General features: G+C 37.4%; 15 protein-coding genes. 1 reads left to right on the top strand and 14 read right to left on the bottom strand.

The window, feature by feature from the left end; genetic code table 11:
- Positions 1 to 9: 9 nt before the first annotated feature.
- The 11 genes from NZ900_04640 to cas10 form a co-directional block, all read right to left on the bottom strand.
- Positions 10 to 1857 carry an ABC transporter substrate-binding protein gene (locus NZ900_04640; GenBank protein ID MCS7233370.1) on the bottom strand — a complete coding sequence of 616 codons (1848 nt, stop codon included), beginning with the start codon at positions 1855 to 1857 and terminating at the stop codon, positions 10 to 12.
- A gap of 16 nt (positions 1858 to 1873) precedes the next feature.
- Positions 1874 to 2971 carry an Ldh family oxidoreductase gene (locus tag NZ900_04635; GenBank protein MCS7233369.1) on the bottom strand — a complete coding sequence of 366 codons (1098 nt, stop codon included), beginning with the start codon at positions 2969 to 2971 and terminating at the stop codon, positions 1874 to 1876.
- Between the two features lie 50 nt (positions 2972 to 3021).
- On the bottom strand, positions 3022 to 4062 hold the full coding sequence (locus NZ900_04630; protein MCS7233368.1) for an asparaginase: 1041 nt from the start codon (positions 4060 to 4062) through the stop codon (positions 3022 to 3024).
- 4 nt (positions 4063 to 4066) lie between these two features.
- Positions 4067 to 5278 carry a hypothetical protein gene (locus tag NZ900_04625; GenBank protein ID MCS7233367.1) on the bottom strand — a complete coding sequence of 404 codons (1212 nt, stop codon included), beginning with the start codon at positions 5276 to 5278 and terminating at the stop codon, positions 4067 to 4069.
- Positions 5241 to 6491: a dicarboxylate/amino acid:cation symporter gene (locus tag NZ900_04620; protein ID MCS7233366.1), complete on the bottom strand. Its 1251-nt coding sequence runs from the start codon at positions 6489 to 6491 to the stop codon at positions 5241 to 5243. Before NZ900_04620 ends, NZ900_04625 begins: the two co-directional genes overlap by 38 nt.
- A gap of 204 nt (positions 6492 to 6695) precedes the next feature.
- Positions 6696 to 7151, bottom strand: coding sequence for a FeS-binding protein (locus tag NZ900_04615; protein MCS7233365.1), 456 nt, complete (start codon positions 7149 to 7151; stop codon positions 6696 to 6698).
- Positions 7152 to 7274: 123 nt separating this feature from the next.
- Positions 7275 to 8426, bottom strand: a complete 1152-nt coding sequence (gene csm5, locus NZ900_04610) for a type III-A CRISPR-associated RAMP protein Csm5 (GenBank protein ID MCS7233364.1) — start codon at positions 8424 to 8426, stop codon at positions 7275 to 7277.
- Positions 8423 to 9412 carry a type III-A CRISPR-associated RAMP protein Csm4 gene (gene csm4, locus NZ900_04605; GenBank protein MCS7233363.1) on the bottom strand — a complete coding sequence of 330 codons (990 nt, stop codon included), beginning with the start codon at positions 9410 to 9412 and terminating at the stop codon, positions 8423 to 8425. Before csm4 ends, csm5 begins: the two co-directional genes overlap by 4 nt.
- Complete coding sequence (gene csm3, locus NZ900_04600; GenBank protein MCS7233362.1) at positions 9409 to 10278, bottom strand: type III-A CRISPR-associated RAMP protein Csm3; 870 nt, start codon at positions 10276 to 10278, stop codon at positions 9409 to 9411. The genes csm4 and csm3 overlap by 4 nt, the downstream gene beginning before the upstream one ends.
- Entirely contained in the window at positions 10279 to 10677 is a 399-nt protein-coding gene (gene csm2, locus NZ900_04595) for a type III-A CRISPR-associated protein Csm2 (protein ID MCS7233361.1), read from the bottom strand.
- On the bottom strand, positions 10678 to 13050 hold the full coding sequence (cas10, locus tag NZ900_04590; GenBank protein ID MCS7233360.1) for a type III-A CRISPR-associated protein Cas10/Csm1: 2373 nt from the start codon (positions 13048 to 13050) through the stop codon (positions 10678 to 10680).
- Between the two features lie 103 nt (positions 13051 to 13153).
- Here cas10 and NZ900_04585 point away from each other — a divergent pair, with 103 nt between their 5' ends.
- The gene (locus NZ900_04585; GenBank protein MCS7233359.1) at positions 13154 to 15079 is read left to right on the top strand and encodes a molybdopterin-dependent oxidoreductase; all 1926 of its coding nucleotides are present in this window, start codon (positions 13154 to 13156) and stop codon (positions 15077 to 15079) included.
- Here the strand turns inward: NZ900_04585 and NZ900_04580 are convergent.
- From NZ900_04580 to NZ900_04570, 3 genes are all read right to left on the bottom strand, one after another.
- Positions 15063 to 16547, bottom strand: a complete 1485-nt coding sequence (locus NZ900_04580; protein MCS7233358.1) for a tripartite tricarboxylate transporter permease — start codon at positions 16545 to 16547, stop codon at positions 15063 to 15065. The genes NZ900_04585 and NZ900_04580 overlap by 17 nt on opposite strands.
- Before the next feature lie 7 nt (positions 16548 to 16554).
- Positions 16555 to 17049 (bottom strand): tripartite tricarboxylate transporter TctB family protein, encoded by a 495-nt coding sequence (locus tag NZ900_04575; protein ID MCS7233357.1) that lies wholly within the window; start codon positions 17047 to 17049, stop codon positions 16555 to 16557.
- Between the two features lie 80 nt (positions 17050 to 17129).
- On the bottom strand, positions 17130 to 18101 hold the full coding sequence (locus NZ900_04570) for a tripartite tricarboxylate transporter substrate binding protein (protein ID MCS7233356.1): 972 nt from the start codon (positions 18099 to 18101) through the stop codon (positions 17130 to 17132).
- Between the last annotated feature and the right edge of the window lie 439 nt (positions 18102 to 18540).

Genomic DNA, 18540 nt, shown 5'->3' with positions numbered 1-18540 from the left:
TAATTTCACTTATTCCTCGGACTTATAAAGGCTATAGAAATCTCCACCAGGCCTCATGGGATTATAATACCATCCTTTTATCCAAGTTCTTGAAACATGAACTCCCATGGCTTGATGAAGAAGTATATGAGGAGCATACTCATGCTCTTTCTTCTGAATCTCAAAGTATATTTTCTCTCTCTCTTTCGAATCACCGATAGTCATAGCTTTCTCTATGAGGGGATCAAACTCCCTCTTAGCAAGTTCAATCGCATTTTTACCCTGATAGGCCATAAAAGCCCCCCTACTACTTAAAAAGGGTTGAACAAAATTATGAGGATCAGGATAATCAGCAAGCCATCCCATTATAAAAAGTGGCAGATTCCCCTTAGTTAGATCAGAAAGATAGGTTGACCACTGAACTCCTCTAACTTCTATCCTGAACTTAGGATTAAGTTTACGTGCGTTTCTCGCAAGCATCTCGGCAGCTATTTTTCGCTCCTCATTTCCAGCATTATAAAGTATCGTAAACTTAAAACCCTTTTTCCAAACCTCACCATTCCAAGCCTTCATAAACTCCTCTTTTGCCTTTTCCATATTAAAGCTATATTTTGGGCCATCAGGATTATATCCCAGAAGCCCCTTTGGAACTATACCAGTAGGTTGAAGCGCTTCTCCATTCCAAACCTCTTTTATGTAAGTGTCCCAATCGAATAAATAGCAAAATCCCCTTCTAACGTGAATATCATTAAAGAAGTCTGATGGTATCCCTTCGCCATCAAGCTTTCCACTACCTACGTAAGGATTTCCCTCAATTTTTATATTAAGGTTAAATAATGCAGCCTGTATAGCCAAAGTTGGAAGCCCTCTAATTATCCTTATCCCCTTCATCTTTTCAATCTGAGGAAGATACTGCCTTGGTACATAAACTGCATCAGCATCTCCATTCTCAAGAAGCATCCTCCTTGTAGCCCATTCATCAACCTTCTTTATCAAAACGTACTTTACCTTTGCAGGACCTCTCCAATAATTCTCATTTCTCTCAAGCTTAACATATTCCCCCTTCTTCCATTCAACAAGCTTAAATGGACCAGTTCCATTCATTCGCTCATAGAGTGGATCCTTTTCTCTCTGAGGATCGCGATATTTCCACCATTCCTCAGGAGTACCAGGCCAGTCCCCTTGCTCAATGCACCACCTTTTACTTAAAATAGCAGACCAGCTTGCCCCTTGAGCAAGAATATTTAAGAAAGGAGGATAGGGTTTAGCAAGACGAAAGACCACTTTATCTCCTTGAACCTCTACAGCTTTATCTATCATATCGTATATCTCTCTCATAACTTTCTCAAATCCAGGCTTAAGCTTACCATCCTCAGTAAAAAGGTCTCCCCAGCTTGAAACCTTCGCCTTATCCCTAACTAAGTCCTCCAGACTTTCATAACCTAGTAGTGGATCCAATATCATCCAGCTAGGTCCACCGGTCCTATCAAGTATCATACAGCGCTTAAAGGAGTAAGCCACATCCTCAGGAGTAAGCTCATAACCATTATGAAACTTCACCCCTTTCCTTATGGGGAATATATAGGTCCTTCCATTGTCCCTTATAAGACCATTTTCCACCGTTGGAACCTCCGTAGCTAAAAGCGGTATAAATTCTGTAACACTCTCTCCCTTATAGGCTATAAGATTTTCATAAACATTATATATGATTTCTCCGCTTGCAGTATCATAAGCAAAGTGAGGATCAAGAGTATGTACATCTCCTATGGTAGCTACAATTATGGTGTCAGGATTTTTAACCTCAGCAAAAACATTAATGGAGAAGATAAAAGTTAAGCTTAAAACGAAAAACCACTTAACCAAACTAAATTTCTTCAAACTTACCCCCCCTTCCTCACAGGGGATTTAAATTAATATTAACACCTAATTCTGAGGCAACTGCCTTAATCTCATTAATAACCTTATAATAAAGCTTAACCTTCTCTTTCTGCCTCTCTGCATTTTCATACTCTTTCTCCCCAGGAACATATATTCTCGGACAACCCTCTCTTTTTTCTGCCGACTTTATCTCTTCAACAAATTTGGATAAGTTCTTTTTAAAAAGATCAGGATCTATAAAAGCATCTATTCTCATAGCTCCCAAGAAGTGCGCCACCCCAGACGGCTTCCCCTTTTCCTCGTAAAGATGTATTCCATAAATTCCTCCAGAAAGCACCCCACAAAGCACATCTATCACAAAAGAAAGAGCGTAGCCCTTATGCCCTCCAGTTTCCTCATCAGCTCCTCCTAATGGAAGAAGACCTCCACCACGTCTTGCAGCCATGTTATCTAAAACTCTTCCAGGATCATCACAAGGATTACCAAACTCATCCGTAGCCCAACACAGAGGTATTTTCTTTCCCATTCTCCTATACTCCTCTAACTTCCCCTGCGGAACCGTAGAAGTAGCCATATCGAGAACCACCGGCCAACCTTTCTCAACAGGAAAAGCTATAGCTATAGGATTAGTTCCTAAGAAAACATTTTTTCCAAATGTAGGAACCATTAACGGAGTAGAGTTAGTCAAAGAAATACCTATTAAACCCTTTTCTAAGGCCATCATTGCATAATATCCAGCTATTCCATAGTGATTAGAGTTTCTAACAGCGGCAAAACATATATTCTTCTTCTCCGCTTTCTCTATAACCTTTTTCATAGCTTTATAAGCTACCACTTGACCAAGACCACCCTGACCATCAATAGTCAAAGTATTCTCAGTTTCTTTAACAACGATACCCTCAACACCAGGTATCATCATCCCTGTTTTTATACCATCTACATATCTCCTTAAGCGACCAACCCCATGAGAACCTATACCTCTTCTATCTGCCTCAACTAAAACATCAGCAGCAATCTCCGCATGTTCTTCAGGTACATTAAGAGCCATAAAAATACGTTTTACAACATCCTTTAACTCATCAACTCTAACTTCAAGCCACTCTTTTTGATGCACCTTTATCCCCCCTATTAAAGGATCTTTTTACGTTTATTATAACATCATCTTTAACTATCTGTGTCTATCTCACCAACCATATTTTTAAGCATAAGCTCTACAATCTCATTGTAACTTTCAGTATGACCTAACACCCACATAAGTTTAACAATAGCAACCTCACTAAGCATATCATGAAGCGAAATAGCACCAGCTTCCATCAACCTTTTAGCCACATAGTAAGGCTTAGGACCGAACCTAACAATTCCTTTTAAACAACATTGAGAAGTTATAAAAACCGGAATACCTTTCTCTTTAAGTCTTCTTATAGACTCAACTATAGAAAGTGGATCAGTAACCCTAGCCCCTCCGGAACCAAAAGCCTCAAGTACAATTCCCTTAACCCCTGAAACAACTAAACTCTCTAGCAACTTGGGATCAAATCCAGGAAAAAGTTTAACTAAAGCAGCTTTATTATTTAACTTAGTATCAGCATAAACTCTAGATTGTCCTGATCCCGTTATAAAAGGTTTACCTTTTAAATTTAATCTAATAGCCCCATTCTCCACAAAACCAACATACTCTGAGTTTATACTATAAAACGCCCCAAAATCACCTGAGCTAACTTTTCTTGCCCTTACCCCTCTTATAACTTTACCATCAAATACCAAAAAGACACCAGGTATAGAAGCTCTGGTCAAAAAGGTTATAGAATCCAAGAAATTCTTCACTCCATCAGAGCCCTCCTCAAGTATAGGAATCATCGCCCCTGTCAGAACAACAGGTTTATCTAAATTCATAAGCATAAAACTCAAGGCCGAAGCCGTATAATGCATCGTATCAGTTCCATGAGTTATTAAAACTCCATCATATCTCTCTATGTTATCAGCTATAAAAACCGAAAGCCTAATCCACACATCGGGTATCATCTCTGAGCTATCTATAAAATCAACCACATCGCTTCTTATATCCAAGTAAACATCGCTTAAAGATATTCTATCTAAAACCTTATTGATCAAATCCTTAGAGGCAGGAACATAAGAAGCGCTCTCCTTATCATAAATCATATCTATAGTTCCGCCGGTTCTTATCCATAAAATTTTATCAGCCAAAAACTCACCCCCCTAAGGCCTTGAATTTCAAATTAAGTTCTCTTTGGGCATCTTCGATTCTATCCCAAAGCCTTATAACTGCCTTTCTCACAACTTGTGTCATTTTGGCTAAATCATCCTCCGTAACGAAAGGAATTTTATGCTCCTTTATATATCCTTTCGGCAAACACATAGATATAACAGCACCAGTACCAGGCATTAACCCAACAGCTCTCGCCACTTTATTGACTCTAGAGCTCATAAAAGAAACACCACCAGCATCCTCAGAGATAAGCTTAGCAAGTTCTCCTAAAATCAAAACCTTACTCTTAGAGGTCTTAACCCTAGAAAAGGCCTTAACAAGCCTAAGTAAACGTGAAACAAACTTCTTGCTTTCAACCTCTATGGCAGGTTTCGAAAGAAGAGGAAAAGCTTTACTTATGAATAGAAAAGGGTATCCGAGCTCCTTAAGAGAATCGACTAGACTCAAAGCAACAGCGGAATTATCCACTTCCTCATTATACCTAACTAGAAAACTTGGAACATCAACACTAAGAGCCGGATTAAAGGCTTTGCTTTCTACAACTATTGTGGGGATTTTTAATGCTCTTAAACTCCTTAAAACTCTAAATTTCACCCCTTTATAAACATTTCCTTCCAAATCTTCACAAGGCCCCAAGCCGATTTTAGAACCATTTACAGTGGCTAAAATGGCTAAGGGTACACCCCAAAAATCGATATTAACTCCCCAAACTATATCCGAACTTATTTCATCCTCACACTTCAAAAGCTTGGACTCAGGTATAGCCCTATTTAAAGAATCTAATATACTCTCTGATAAAGCATACATAAATGAAACAGCGCTTTCACTAATACCGTTACCGTAAAACCTACCAAAGATCTCAAGAGCTAAACGTTGAACAAAAAGGGGGTCACCCCCCGCCTTCCTCAAGGCACTAATTTCAAAAGGGGTTAACCCCCTTCTAGGCTTACCTATACCAACCCCGCCGTAAGATGTAAAAACCTTTATACTATCTCCGTCAACGCTAGTTCCTACAAGCTTGATATCTAAACCAAAAAGCTCTTTAACAAAATTAACAACAGTTAAAAAACCAAGCGAATCATCTTGGACAAACCCAGAATGGCTAAAAACGTGACCGACACCGATATGACCAGCTAAACAAATTCTCGGTGACCCTTTAGTCAGAAGCATAAAACCTGCTCTTATCAAATTCACCTAAACCTTTAGCAACAACCATAACTCCAAGAGGATCCCCTGTAACATTAAGCATCGTATTGGGCATATCTATAAGAGTATAAATCCCTGCTATCCATGGAACAGGAGTTAGAGGAAGCCCCATTATAGAGAGAGTCATAGCAGCAACTATAATTCCACCACCAGGGACTCCTGCACAAGCTGCCGCACCTATAACTCCTAGGAAAAGCGCTATAGCTATTTGCCCACCAGTTAAAGAAACACCATACATTTGGCTAGCCCAAGCGACATATATAGGCATCTCAGCAGCAACGGCTTGCATATTAATGGTCGCAGCAATAGGAATAATGAGCTGAACCATATCTACAGGTACACCGAGCTTGCTTGTCCTTTCAAGTGTAACAGGCATTGTAGCGCTACTTGATGTAGTTGAAAAGGCCGTTATCATAGCTGGATAAATCTTTCTCCAATATTGGAAAGGATTAACGCCTATATACCCTACAAGCAATATAGGATGGATTATAAAGAGTATTATTGCATAAGCGACCCACTGAGTTAAAACCATCTTGAATACCGCTCCTAAAACCATTCCCCCAGCAACCCCAACCAAGTTAGCAGCAAGAGCAAAGATTCCAATAGGAGCATACCAAAGAACAATATCTATAAACTTGTATATAACCCCTAGTATAGCGTTGAGCACATCAACAAAAAGCTGCTTCTTATCAGGCATATCTCTTCCCAAAAGTACCGCAGCAATACCAAACAATATAGCAGCAACTATGATTTGCATACCTTGGAGATTAAGAAAAGGTGCTATAAAGTTATTTGGTATAACAGTAGCTATGATTTCATCTATACCAGCTATTTTAGGTGGAGTCCACCCTGGAGGAGGCTCAAGTTTGACCCCCACACCAGGCTTAATAACACCAGCCATGACAAAACCTATAGCTGCTGAAATAAACCCCATAACAAGCCAGTAAATTAAGAATCGACCAAAAACCCTACCAAGCCTACTCATATCGGCAACAAAAGATATAGCTAAAGTTATAGAAACAAAAATGAGAGGACCGATTAAAAACTTTAAAAGATATATGAATATATCTCCTAAGGGTTTAATTACCACAACCTTAGGTCCAGCTAGGTATCCAATAATTGCTCCTAGGAAAAACGCAAAAAGCATAAGTAAAGGACGCCTACCTAACTTAAGAGGCACTGCTAACTGATTATTACTCATCAGAGCAACACCTCCTAATTTTAGCTATGGTTTACAACTAAATTATAAACCATCTACGCAAAATAGCAAGTCAAGCTTTTACTAAGAATAGACTTAATTGTAAAAGGATACCTAAATGAAATTAAAAAAATAGCAGGAACCATTTATCTACCTGGTTCCTGCTATATAATAAAAAATAAAAATTTATTTAGAATAAGAATATCCTTACTTCCTAAGCAAGTTCCCTACGGGACACACAGCACACCATGCCCTATGATTGTAATATATAGATAGAGGTATACCTATAGCGCTAGATACAAAACAAGCTCTGTAAAAAATTAAACCTAGCTTTTCAAACATTTCAACACCATCATAGTCAAACGGTCGCACAATGTAAAATTGCACAACCATAAGTAAAACTAACAAAATTAAAAAAAGCTTCCATGTAAAGTTATTCCTCAAAAACTTAGACAAGGGCCTTTTAAGAGATAACTTTGATATTATAAAATCATAAAAGCTACCTCGTGGACAATTCAACGAACACCACTTTTTTCTCCTACCAAGTATAACCACCGTTACCAAATATCCCAGTACCACTACACCTATTAAAGGATAAAAAATCCCTAAAATCATCATTACTAAATAAAGTAACACTCCAACTATCCTTATAAACTTAACCACAGACCATCCCTCCTGCAATGGCTACTCGATCTTCGCTTTAGGAGTTACTAGAACCTCACACAAAACAGACTTAAATATTAAACGAGTATCACCATATTGTCAAGAACGATTTTTCTGCTTATCTTATTTTATGGTAAGCAAAGCCCATCCAAGAGGCTTATAACCACTACCATCCTTACACAAAAGACGGGTTATAGGAAATGGTTTTGATTTCTTCCCTCCCACAACCCCCATCTGTCTAATAGGAAAAATATCTCTTAATCTTTCAAATTCTTCATCTGTAAAAGCCATATCTATGGTTTTTCCAAAGAAAGTGGTTCCCCTCCCTAAGAGAAGCAAAGCAGTTTTTTCGCTAACCTCTTTCTCTATTTTATTATAGAAATCTATCAAATCCTTTTGTCTATTCTTAAAAAAGTTCTTTTCACGTTTTATAAAGTCCAACGCAAACCCGTTTAAAAACTCAAATATCTTTAAGATAGCCTTTTCTTCCCCCTCCTTAAGAAAACTCCAAAAACCAGAACATAGGTTATAAATAGGACTCTTACCCTTAAAAAAGTTGATTTCAATTTCTACCTCTTTTCCCTCATCCAAACACTCAAGAAACACAGGTGCACCCTCTTTATTACTATTAAAGTTGAAAACAGAACATTGAAATATCACAAAATTATCTCGAGATAAGAAAGCACTATCCCTCACCCTTAAAAGCTTAAGAAAGTCATCTTTAGCATCATATTTTCCATAAGAAGAAAATCTAGCGGAAAAGGTTTCGAACTGCAAATTCGCATCACTATAGGCAAACTTTGGATTCTTAACATTTTTAATCTTATCTAAGACATTTAAGGTATTGGACCTTTGTTTCTTTTTGTTAAAGTAATAATACCCCAATGCTGTCCTTATAGCCCCCTTGATGCTACTTCCAGGTATGTAGTTACCTAAGGGAGAAGAAATAAACCTTTGGATTTCGATGTTCTCTTTATCTTTTAATGCCACTTTAAAACGAAGCTTACCTTTAATCAAACTCTTTACATCTTCTTTTCCAATTACTCTTTCCTTATCAAGATTATCAATGAAATTTCTGATATTTCCTCCTTCTTTAACATGCTTAACATAATCATCTACTAAACGCTCATTAAGGGTAAGAATTTCAAATAAACGATTTTGATCTATTAATAATACACCTTCCTTACCCATAACCCAATCAAATCTTGGAGAGAGAACTTTTTCTTTCCCAGCACCTATAAATATTGGGGTTAAGGTTTTCAACTTAACTTTCAACTTAAATCACCTACCGGAACAGTAAAAGCCTTTCCGTTTCTAAAGACCACAATATTCCCCGATCTCTCCTCAAAAAGCTTCCCCTTTACTTCACCTTTATAGAATGAACCTTCTGAAAGCATCATTACTCTGGACTTTTTAATGCTTCTACCTCCTCCCATGTATACAAAACCATCATCTTTAACTAAGGAAAAAGAATAAATTTTGCTAACTTCTTCTTCAGATGGATAAGTTAGAGAAAGTCCAATATAACCTATGACTTTTTTAACTTTGGGCAAAAAGTCAACCTCTTCTACCTTAACCTCCTCAAAAATACCCTTACCCTTGCTTCTTTCACCCCCTAAACCTTCATCTAAAAGAAAACTAACAGCGTTTTTTATCTTATCCCTCCAGACATCTAAAGCTTCACATAAAAAGTAAAAACCTAAGGGATTTTTAACCATTATGTCCTCAGTAAAGAAAAGATTTGATGAAAAATCTAGCCTATCTATAGAAGCATGGGGAACCTCAACTTTCCTGAAAGGAATCTCTCTTTTAAACTCAGCAGGAACATCTTGAGCATAAAAAAGATCATTCCAAAAAATATTGCTGTTCGAAAATACGTAATAAAATCTATAACTTTTATCAGAATCATCGTACACAATACTTTTACCGAGCTCGAAAAATGTATTCACGGATAACCATTTTATCCTCTTGATTTTCTTGCTCTCAATAGATGATCCACCCTCTTTTCCTTCTAACTTCGGAGGAAGAATAGGACGAGGCAAGAATAGAATATCCTGCGTTTCCCCCCTTATCATAGGAAAAACAGAAGAAATATTAATTTCATTCTTAGAAAAAGCCTCTATGAACTTACGCAGTTCGCCTCCACCATAAAGCTCTCCAATCGCGTTAGATAAACCGCCAAAAAGCGAGGAAGAACTAAAGGTTAAATCTTTCCAGGATAGTAAAGCTCTTTCACCAGGGAAAAGCTTAAAAATCATCATTTTGACTCACTTTCTCCTCTAATCAGCTTTTTCAGCGCGCTTTTAATCTCTTCAAGCTTAATTTCAGAAACACTCTTATAACTTCCTACTTCTTTTTCACCTTCCCTTCCCTCGTAAAAAGAACGGCTCCTGAACTTAATTTTAAGATTCCTAAACTCTATAGCTCCATAACCTCTTGAACCATGACCACCAAGATAATCATCCTCGAGAAGTTTCATACCAGTTGCAAGAGTTCCTAAAAGATCCACTTCCTCTTCACCCAAAAGCTTAACAATCATAGCAAAATTAAACTGAGCACCAGCTGGAACCCTCTCTACTTGACGAGGATTGGCTGCTGAAGTGAGCCTATCTATAGAGTTTTCATATTTAACTTCTGTATATTCAAACTCAAGAAGCTCAGCATCCTTAAACTTATTCTCAAAATCATCTTTATCTAAAAAAGCATCACGAACTGTCAAACGCGTAGGATTTAAAGGACGTTTATTGGCATTTGCAGGAATGCCAAAAAGCTTACATATATTACATTCGCCACAAGAACAAGGTTTACCTTCAAACTTTATCGATTTCTCATTGCTAGACTCCCTAATATACTTAGTATACTTAGCCCAAAAATCTTGAAAATTAGTATCTTCTTGCTCGCCTTTTAAAACATAACTTCCCTTACCTTCCATAAGTTCCAGTAGAGCCCTCATCTTACCCTTCAAAGAAGATCCAGGTATATAAGGAACCCCAAATGGATCCTTAATAACGGGAAGATCTAGACCACCAACTTCAAGCACTTCCCTGGAACCGCCTATACGAAGACCCGTTTTGGCCTCTATTTTACCCTCTATTAAAACCCTACCTATAAACTTAGGTACTTCCATCTAACTCGCCTCCTGACCCTTGTGAACCCTCTTGTAACAAACAAGCATTTCCATAAACTTTTTAAAGCTATCTAAATGCTCACTCTTATTAGCAGCTTTAATTATCCTGTCTAAAAGCCCGGTCAAATCTTTTATATTGTTCCTTGCGCCAACGTAAGCCAAGACAGGTCTTAGAGCTACCAAATCCTTTAATTCCTTCACTTTCCTAACCCTAGAATAGATATTCCTTATTTGAGTAAATGTAGTTTTATCGCTTTTAGCTAACTTTTCTATCTCTTCGCAAAGCCTGTTGAGCTCCTCTACATTTTTAATTTCATTAATTTTAATAGCATTCTTTTCTATGAAAGCACTATCATACTTGGTATTTTGACCTTCTCTCGCTTGTTCGTTTTTAACCATTTACCTCACCTCCTCTTTTGTTGAAAGATAAGCAAAACAGGAAGCCACATATAATATGGCTGGGTTTCGAATCTCAATAGGGCTTTCATCTGCCCCACAAAAACCTTTAAAGGGAAGCCTTTCATACAAATTAACAATGTAATCTTTGAACTCCTTATCCTCAACGTTTCTTAAAGCATAAGCAAAGAGCCAAGGTTTAGGAAGTTTAAACTCTTCATCCATGCTTCTAAGATCTTTTGAAAATCTTATAATTTTAAAAAGCGTACCCCTTGCTTCAAAACCATCCTTTTTACTGAAGAACTCCTTAAGCCTGTTCCACAGCTTTAAAAGCTCCCTATACTCGCACTTTGTAAAAACCTCTCCCCAGATACAAACCGCATCTTTCTCCTTATACTTACTCTTAGCGCTATGCAGTTCCTCCTCCACCAAAATTGCAGCTCTACTTACAGGATAATTGGGCTTAGCTAGAAATAGACCCACAGAAAAAGTTATCTTGCGATTTCCAGCCACATATTTTCTAAATGACATTTCTATCTCCTCAGCAATTCTAAGCGATCTACTCCAAGAAGAGATTATAAAGGCATCATCACCACCAGCGAAAACAAGATAATCTTCATTAGAAATTATCCTCATAGGTATGTATCTTTCGAAGAAAAAGGCGAGCATCCTACTTAGCATAGCGACTCTCGATACCGAGTAGTATTCCTTACCTAAACCCTCCTTAAAAATCCTTCCCAAACTATCTATATCAAGCTTAATATAACCCAAAAGCTTATCTCCTTCACTTTGCTCAGCTAAATCCTCAAGAGTTTTAACAGAAGGTTCCTTATTATTTTTCTTGGGTCTTTTCAGTAAGGAATTTTTAAAATAAATCCTTTCCTTTTCTTTCAACTTGACGGGATTTACAGAAAAACCAAACGCTTTAAACAGAGAAAAGCAATCTGATATTTCAACATCTGAGTCACGTCCAACTTTTTCAAACCTTATAAGATCTTCTTCACTAAATCTATTCGATAATTCCCTAAAAGAATCGCACATTTTACATATTCTTTGAGTACCTACAGGCTCATCATAAGCTAGAAGAAGGTGCTTTTCACTCTCACCACATATAATACAATGCTCCTCATAGGAAGACAGAATCCCAGGTGAACCAAAAAGAAGTTTATAACCATTCTCATCCTCAAGAACTTCTTTAAATCTTTCCATTTTAACCCTAGAAAGCTCTCTCTGAAGACGTTCAACCACCGAAACAAAATTTTCCTCAGATTTCACATAAAAATTTTTGTAATAAATAGGAACCCAACTTAAAGCTACATATATTTTCCCCTTCAGAGCTCTCAGAAGCAGCTTTGAGATATTCTTTCTAATATCTTTAAGTCTATTTTCCACAGAACGAGGTGCCAAAATCCAAAAAGCCCCTCCACCCATGTAAAGAATATTAACCAGCCTTAAATTAAGACTATCAACTATATACCTTGCTATAACCTCCATCAGAATAGACAAAAATAATGATCTTCCTTTCAAGCTCTTCGCCGCTCCCTTAGAAGGTATATCAAATATAAAGCTTTGAATACCAGAAAGGTCACCGCCAATAAGAAGGAAGTCAGCCTCTTCCCCTATACTTCCACTGCCTTTCCCTAAGAAATCTCTAACCTTAGATAAGCGATCCCTCCAGTAATCCATACCTTCCTTTTCCCTTATAATTATCTCGTGCCAGTAAGCCACTGCTATAGCAGCAGTAGTCCTCAAATGATCGTAAAGAGATATATCCGCTCTAGCTCCTACAACCTGAGAAGGAACACACCAAAAGTACCTTTCAAAGAGAGTTAAAAGATCCTCTTCTGAGTCTACCAAACTTAAAACAGATTCAAAATCTTTTTCCAATTCGTCATAATTAACTATCAGATATTCCTTGTTCTGAGGAAAAATTATGTTATCATCCGTATCAAGCTTTTTAAGAGGATAAAACAGCTTATCCGAAGTTTTATCCTCAAAGATCTCACTAAAGATACTTAAAAGAGGCTCCTTATTATACTCCTCTTTCTCTTCTTCTGACTCTTCCACTCTCTCTGCAGCAGATAGATAATCCGCCGTCTGAAGAACTTCACACCAAAAAAGATCACCAGGTTTATGATGCCATAAAACTAAATCACGCATTTTTTCCACATCACAAGAACTCAACTCTTTAAGCAGAGGAATTCTCTCACATACACCTTTAAGCCAAAAATGAGAATACCTTGGATGCGCCCACCGTCCCACATCAAGACTCTTGTACTCTTCTTTCTTCGATATTTCCTTATAAGCTTTGGTTCTTTCTATAAACTTTCCTACATCATGAAAGAGCGCCCCTAGATAAAAAACTTCGAGATTCATAAAAATCAACTCCTTAAAGACTTGCTACAATAAAGAAAATATCTTAACATATTAGTCACCATAACTAAATTATTTTGTCAATACTAAAAGGAGGAATTGAATAATGAAGTTTAAAGGAGTCTGCTATGCTGACTGTTGGGATGCATGTGCTATTAATTTTGAAATCAAGAACGATTTAATTCTAAAGCCAGACACATCAAATCCTTATACGAAAAATTTCCTATGTCAAAGAATTTATAAATTCCTTAAAGACAGGGAAAGCAAAAAAAGGATAACCCATCCACTTATAAGAAAGAATGGCGAGTTAAGAAAAAGCTCTTGGGAGGAAACTTTGAACGTAATATCAGATAAACTTCAAGAGCTTAAAGATAAAGGAAAAGAAAACTCAGTACTTTTAGGAGTAAACACTGGTAATACAGGTATATTCATGAGACTATGCTCTATTAGATTCTTCCACCTATACGGAAACATAACCTATATGGATGGAAATCTATGTGACGATGCTGGAAACTTTGCTCACGAGCTTGACTTCGGAGCTTGCTTTAACCACCCTCCAGAAGATATATTAAAAAGTAAAACCGCGATAATTTGGGGTAGAAACCCTGCGAGAACTAATATACACTTCGTTCCTTTTATAGAGAAAGCAAGAAAAAACGGGACATTTATTTACCTGATAGACCCCATCAAAACGGAAACCGCAAACTTTGTTAACAAACATATTTCAGTTAAACCTGGAAGCGACGTATATCTGGCACTAGCTATAGCTAAGGTTATTCTTGAAAATGGTTGGGAAAACAAATATTTTATAGAGAACAAAACCGTAAATTTTGAAGCTTACAAAAATATCTTGAACGATTGGAAACTAATAGAGTTATCAGAAAAGTGCAATGTCAATTTGGAAGATATCTGTGAAATAGCGAAAAGGTTATCCTTTGAAAAACCGGCTTCCATATGGCTTGGAATGGGAGTACAACACTACAGTCATGGTGTCTCTACATTCAGGGCTATAGATGCCCTTTCAGCCATAACTGGAAATATTGGAGTAAAAGGCGGTGGAGTCTCCTTCTCTCATTACAGTTTAACATCTTTTGATATGAGATGGATAAAACCTATAAATAAAGAAACTTTCACCATAAAAGATTTTAAGAAGGTTCCCAAAGCATCATTAGCATCTGAGCTTGAAAAGGAAACCTTTGAAGTTTTGTGGATTCAGAGCTTCAATCTATTCAACCAAACTCAAAATACCGGAAAGCTTAAGGAAGTGGCTAGTAAAATTCCACTAAAGGTAGTAATAGACTTCAGATGGAATGAAACCACTCAATTAGCTGATATAGTGCTTCCCTGCGCTACGTATCTAGAAAAAGAGGATATAAGGGGATCTTTCTGGAATCATATAATTGGCTATCTTCCAAAAATATTTGAACCTAAAGGTGAAGCTTTAGATGAGTGGACCATATACAAGGAGCTTTCTAAAAGGCTTGGTTTTGAGAAAGAATTCGGAGAAGTAGAAAAAGCTATAGAAATAGCCTTTTCAAAGCTCTACTCCTTTGGAATAACCCCATCCTTATTAAAAGAGAAAGGTTGGATATTTTCACCGATCTTTCCTGAAATTCCATTTAAAGATGGGATCTTCCTGACAGAGGACAGGAAATTTCATTTTGCAGAAAAGCTAAAGCTACCAGACTTAAAATCTATGGAAGAGTATCCTTTTACCTTAATAACTCCAAAAGCGCTAACGAGAACTAACTCACAAAGATCTATAGAAGGCGAACCAAAACCTATTATTTGCTTGATAAATCCGATATGGAAAGAAAAATATCCTTTTGAAGAAGCATTTTTAGTCTCGCACAATGGAAAGCTAAAGGTTAAACTTCATTTTAACCCTAAAATTAGACATGACACTTTATTAATAGATCAAGGCGATACTGGAATAAATGACCTATGTGGCGAAATTTTAGCAGAAGACAATCGTGGAGCCGCCTTTTTTGAAACAAAAGTAAGAATAGAAAAACTTACTCCTTCCTCATAGAACTTTTAACAAAGTTAAAAGCTTTCCACAAATATGGCCCCAAAAAGGATAGCACTATAAGTATAACTAAAGTTAAAGATATAGGCCTACTTATAAAGGGGAGGTAACTTCCACTTGTCTTTATGAGCCCGACACGAAGGTTATCCTCTATCATTCTACCCAAAATAAGCGCTAAAACCATTGGAGCAAGAGGCATGTTTATCCTTTCCATCACATAACCAAGCAAGCCGAAAACCATCATAATTCCAACATCAAAAAAGCTATTTCTAATAGCATAAGAACCTACGATAGAAAATAGAACCACTGCGGTCATAACCACACCAGTTCTTAGATTAACAAGATATGAGAAGGTCTTTATTCCGATCCATCCAGCCGGTATCAGCAGTATTTGAACTAAAACAGCAACAACGAAAAGCTGATAAACCAGTTCTTTAGATTCAGTAAAAATTAATGGACCGGGCTTCAAACCATACATGAGCATGGCTCCAAGAACTATAGCGGTTATAGAATCTCCCGGTAACCCTAAAGATAAGGCAGGAATCCAAGCTCCACCTATGGCAGCGTTATTAGCACTCGTTGGAGCAATGACACCTCTGGGGCTTCCAGTTCCAACCTCATCACGAGCTAGATTCTTCTCTACTCCATATGAAACCCAAGCAGCTATATCAGCACCAGCACCTGGTAACGCACCTATAAAAGTTCCAATAAGAGCACTTCTAACAATGGTAAACTTGTTTTTCAACATGAGCTTAAATGCTTCTATAACTTGAAGCTTTGTATCGGTTTTCACCCTCGTTAGCTCTAGATCCTTATCCAATGTAAGCTTTTTTAATACTTCGGATATTCCAAAGAGACCTATCATAGCCGGGATGAAACTAACCCCATCCATAAGGTCTATGACACCAAAAGTGAACCTTGGGTAACCAGTAGTCACATCTATACCTATTGTGGACACGAGAAGTCCTAAAAGAGCTGATAACAATCCTTTAATCGTGTTACCCTTACTTAACACAGCTGCCATACTTAAGCCAAAAATACCCAACCAGAAATATTCAAAATGAGTAAAACTTAAAGCTGCTCTTGCTAAGGGCGGTGCAACTAGTATAAGTATTAATACTCCTATCATACCACCCAAGGCAGAGCAAAATAAATCAAGAGTTAAAGCTAATGGACCTTTCCCTTTTTTGTTCATTTCGAAGCCGTCCAATGTTGCAGCTCCGGAAGCAGGAGTTCCAGGAATACGCAAATAGGTAGCCGGGATATCTCCTGCAAATATGGCCGTAAATGAAACCCCTATAACCATACTAAGACCCGCTATAGGCTTCATATAATAAGTTAAAGGAATTATTAAGGCTACCGCCATAGTTGCTGTAAGACCAGGCATTGCTCCAACAAAAATTCCAAAAGCCATGGAAAGAAAAAGAGGTAAAATTACATCAAGTGAAAGAATACTTAAAAAATAAGACATAAGGGATCTACCCCCTTAAAAGAAGAAATATTTTATCATCAGGTAACGGAAGCTTAAATATTCCTTTAAATATCCAGTTAATAATTAAAGCCATAGCGAAAGAGTATATAATAGACGTAATCCACTTAACCTTAAATATCCGCATAAGAAAAATTCCAATAACTGTAAAACCAACAATGGTTCCAAAAAAGTTCAGAACCGGATAAACTATAAAGCCAGTAGATAAAACTAACACATAACTTAAAAGACTCCTCAAATCCTTAAATTCAAGGCTATTAAAAGACCTTCTTTCGTCCCTATTCTTCAAAACTCTATATATGCCATATATTACAAAGTATATTCCAAATGCAATTATAAAAATAGCCAAGAGTCTTGGAAAAAAGCTGGGCCCTGGAAGCTCTTGAGCTCCAGAAGTATATTTAGGGAAAAACCTCGAATAGTAAAAGACAAAAATCGATAAAGCTATACAACTAATCCCAAGAATCAAATCCCCTATCCCCATGAAAAAAACCTCCCTTCTCTTTAAAAATATAGGGGTAGGTCCTTGATACAGAACCTACCCCTATATATCAACTTATTAATCTATTTCTTCTTAAGTAAGCCACCTATTTCAAGAACTGTCTTCCAGGCTTTATCTTGCTCTGCAACAAACTTTTTAAATTCTGCGCCTCTCCTTATCTTTATTCCAAAACCATTAGTTTCCATAAATTTCTTAAAAGCCTCAGAATTGGCTATTTCAATGATAGCATCCTCAAGCTTTTTCCTTATATCCTCAGGCGTCCCTTTAGGAACCCCCACTCCTCTCCAAGTTCCAGCACTCCAGTTAATTCCTTGTTCTTTCAAGGTTGGGACATCAGGAAAAGCTGGTAACCTTTCATCAGCCATCACAGCAAGGGCACGTGCCTGCCCACTTCTTATGTAAGAAGCAGCTTCAGCTAAAGAGCATGTTACTACATGAATATGTCCACCTAAAAGCTCAGTTAGAGCTTGAGCTGCACCAGTTGTAGAAGGAACCCACTTTACAGCATCAACTGGTATTCCTGCAGCATGAAGCATACCAATCCTCGCCAAGTCCCAAATTCCACCCGTTGCAACACCAGAGAAAAGATACTTTCCAGGGTTAGCCTTTATATCATCTAGTAACTCCTTTAAAGTTTTCCAAGGAGCATCAGCTCTGACAGTTACACCCGCTGCATCCTCATTAACTTGAGCAACATATTCAAAGGCCTCATAAGTGAGATCGGTTAACCCCATCCAATGCATCGTAGCCAATTCTAAAGTTACTATAGTTATAGTATATCCATCTGGTGGAGCATAGGCACCAGCAGAATGGCCTACCGCACCACCACCACCTGTTTTATTAACGACTGTAAAAGGTTGCCCAAATTTCTTTGAGAGTTCATCAGCTAAAAAACGAGCAAGTCTATCTGTACCTCCCCCAGCCCCCCATGGACAAATTACAGTAACTGGCTTTTCTGGATATGCCGCCCACACAGACATAGAGACTCCTAAAACCATACTCATTGTAACCAAAAACCATAAAAGCCTTTTCATACATAACCCCTCCTCTTCTGTGAAAATTAAAATGGAACTAAAAATAGATTACAAACCTCCTTTTTACATCACCCTCCTTTCATAAAAATTAGGAAAATAATTTCTATAAAAAGAATACCACCTACTTAATGATCTTTCAAGTACTCTACACCTTAAATGAGCCTTTCTATTATGTAGAATTAAATTCTACAAATAACCAACCTTTCAATTTAACTTTCCCCCATAAGAAATAAAAAATACCCCTCAAGAAATTCCATAATATTAGCAATCCCTTTTTATTCAGGGTTTTTTCCAACTTTTAAAAAGAATACGGTGTTGGATGGAAGGCAGGCCCATTGAACGTCGCAATCCCTTTTTATTCAGGGTTTTTTCCAACTTATACTGACATAACTGGGGAGTTTATGATGATAGAGGGGGTGAATGTCGCAATCCCTTTTTA

This window comes from Synergistota bacterium (assembly GCA_025060595.1).
In the GTDB taxonomy this organism is placed as follows: domain Bacteria; phylum Synergistota; class GBS-1; order GBS-1; family GBS-1; genus 42-11.
The sequence above is the reverse complement of the archived record's forward strand: the minus strand, read 5'-3'. Positions and strand labels throughout refer to the sequence as shown.

Excerpts from the sequence above, each read along its gene's own strand:
- csm4 (MCS7233363.1), bottom strand. The coding sequence starts at position 9,412 with ATGATGATTTTTAAGCTTTTCCCTGGTGAAAGAGCTTTACTATCCTGG.
- NZ900_04580 (MCS7233358.1), bottom strand. The coding sequence starts at position 16,547 with ATGTCTTATTTTTTAAGTATTCTTTCACTTGATGTAATTTTACCTCTT.
- NZ900_04575 (MCS7233357.1), bottom strand. The coding sequence starts at position 17,049 with ATGGGGATAGGGGATTTGATTCTTGGGATTAGTTGTATAGCTTTATCG.
- NZ900_04585 (MCS7233359.1), top strand. The coding sequence starts at position 13,154 with ATGAAGTTTAAAGGAGTCTGCTATGCTGACTGTTGGGATGCATGTGCT.
- cas10 (MCS7233360.1), bottom strand. The coding sequence starts at position 13,050 with ATGAATCTCGAAGTTTTTTATCTAGGGGCGCTCTTTCATGATGTAGGA.
- csm3 (MCS7233362.1), bottom strand. The coding sequence starts at position 10,278 with ATGGAAGTACCTAAGTTTATAGGTAGGGTTTTAATAGAGGGTAAAATA.
- csm2 (MCS7233361.1), bottom strand. The coding sequence starts at position 10,677 with ATGGTTAAAAACGAACAAGCGAGAGAAGGTCAAAATACCAAGTATGAT.
- NZ900_04620 (MCS7233366.1), bottom strand. The coding sequence starts at position 6,491 with ATGAGTAATAATCAGTTAGCAGTGCCTCTTAAGTTAGGTAGGCGTCCT.
- NZ900_04570 (MCS7233356.1), bottom strand. The coding sequence starts at position 18,101 with ATGAAAAGGCTTTTATGGTTTTTGGTTACAATGAGTATGGTTTTAGGA.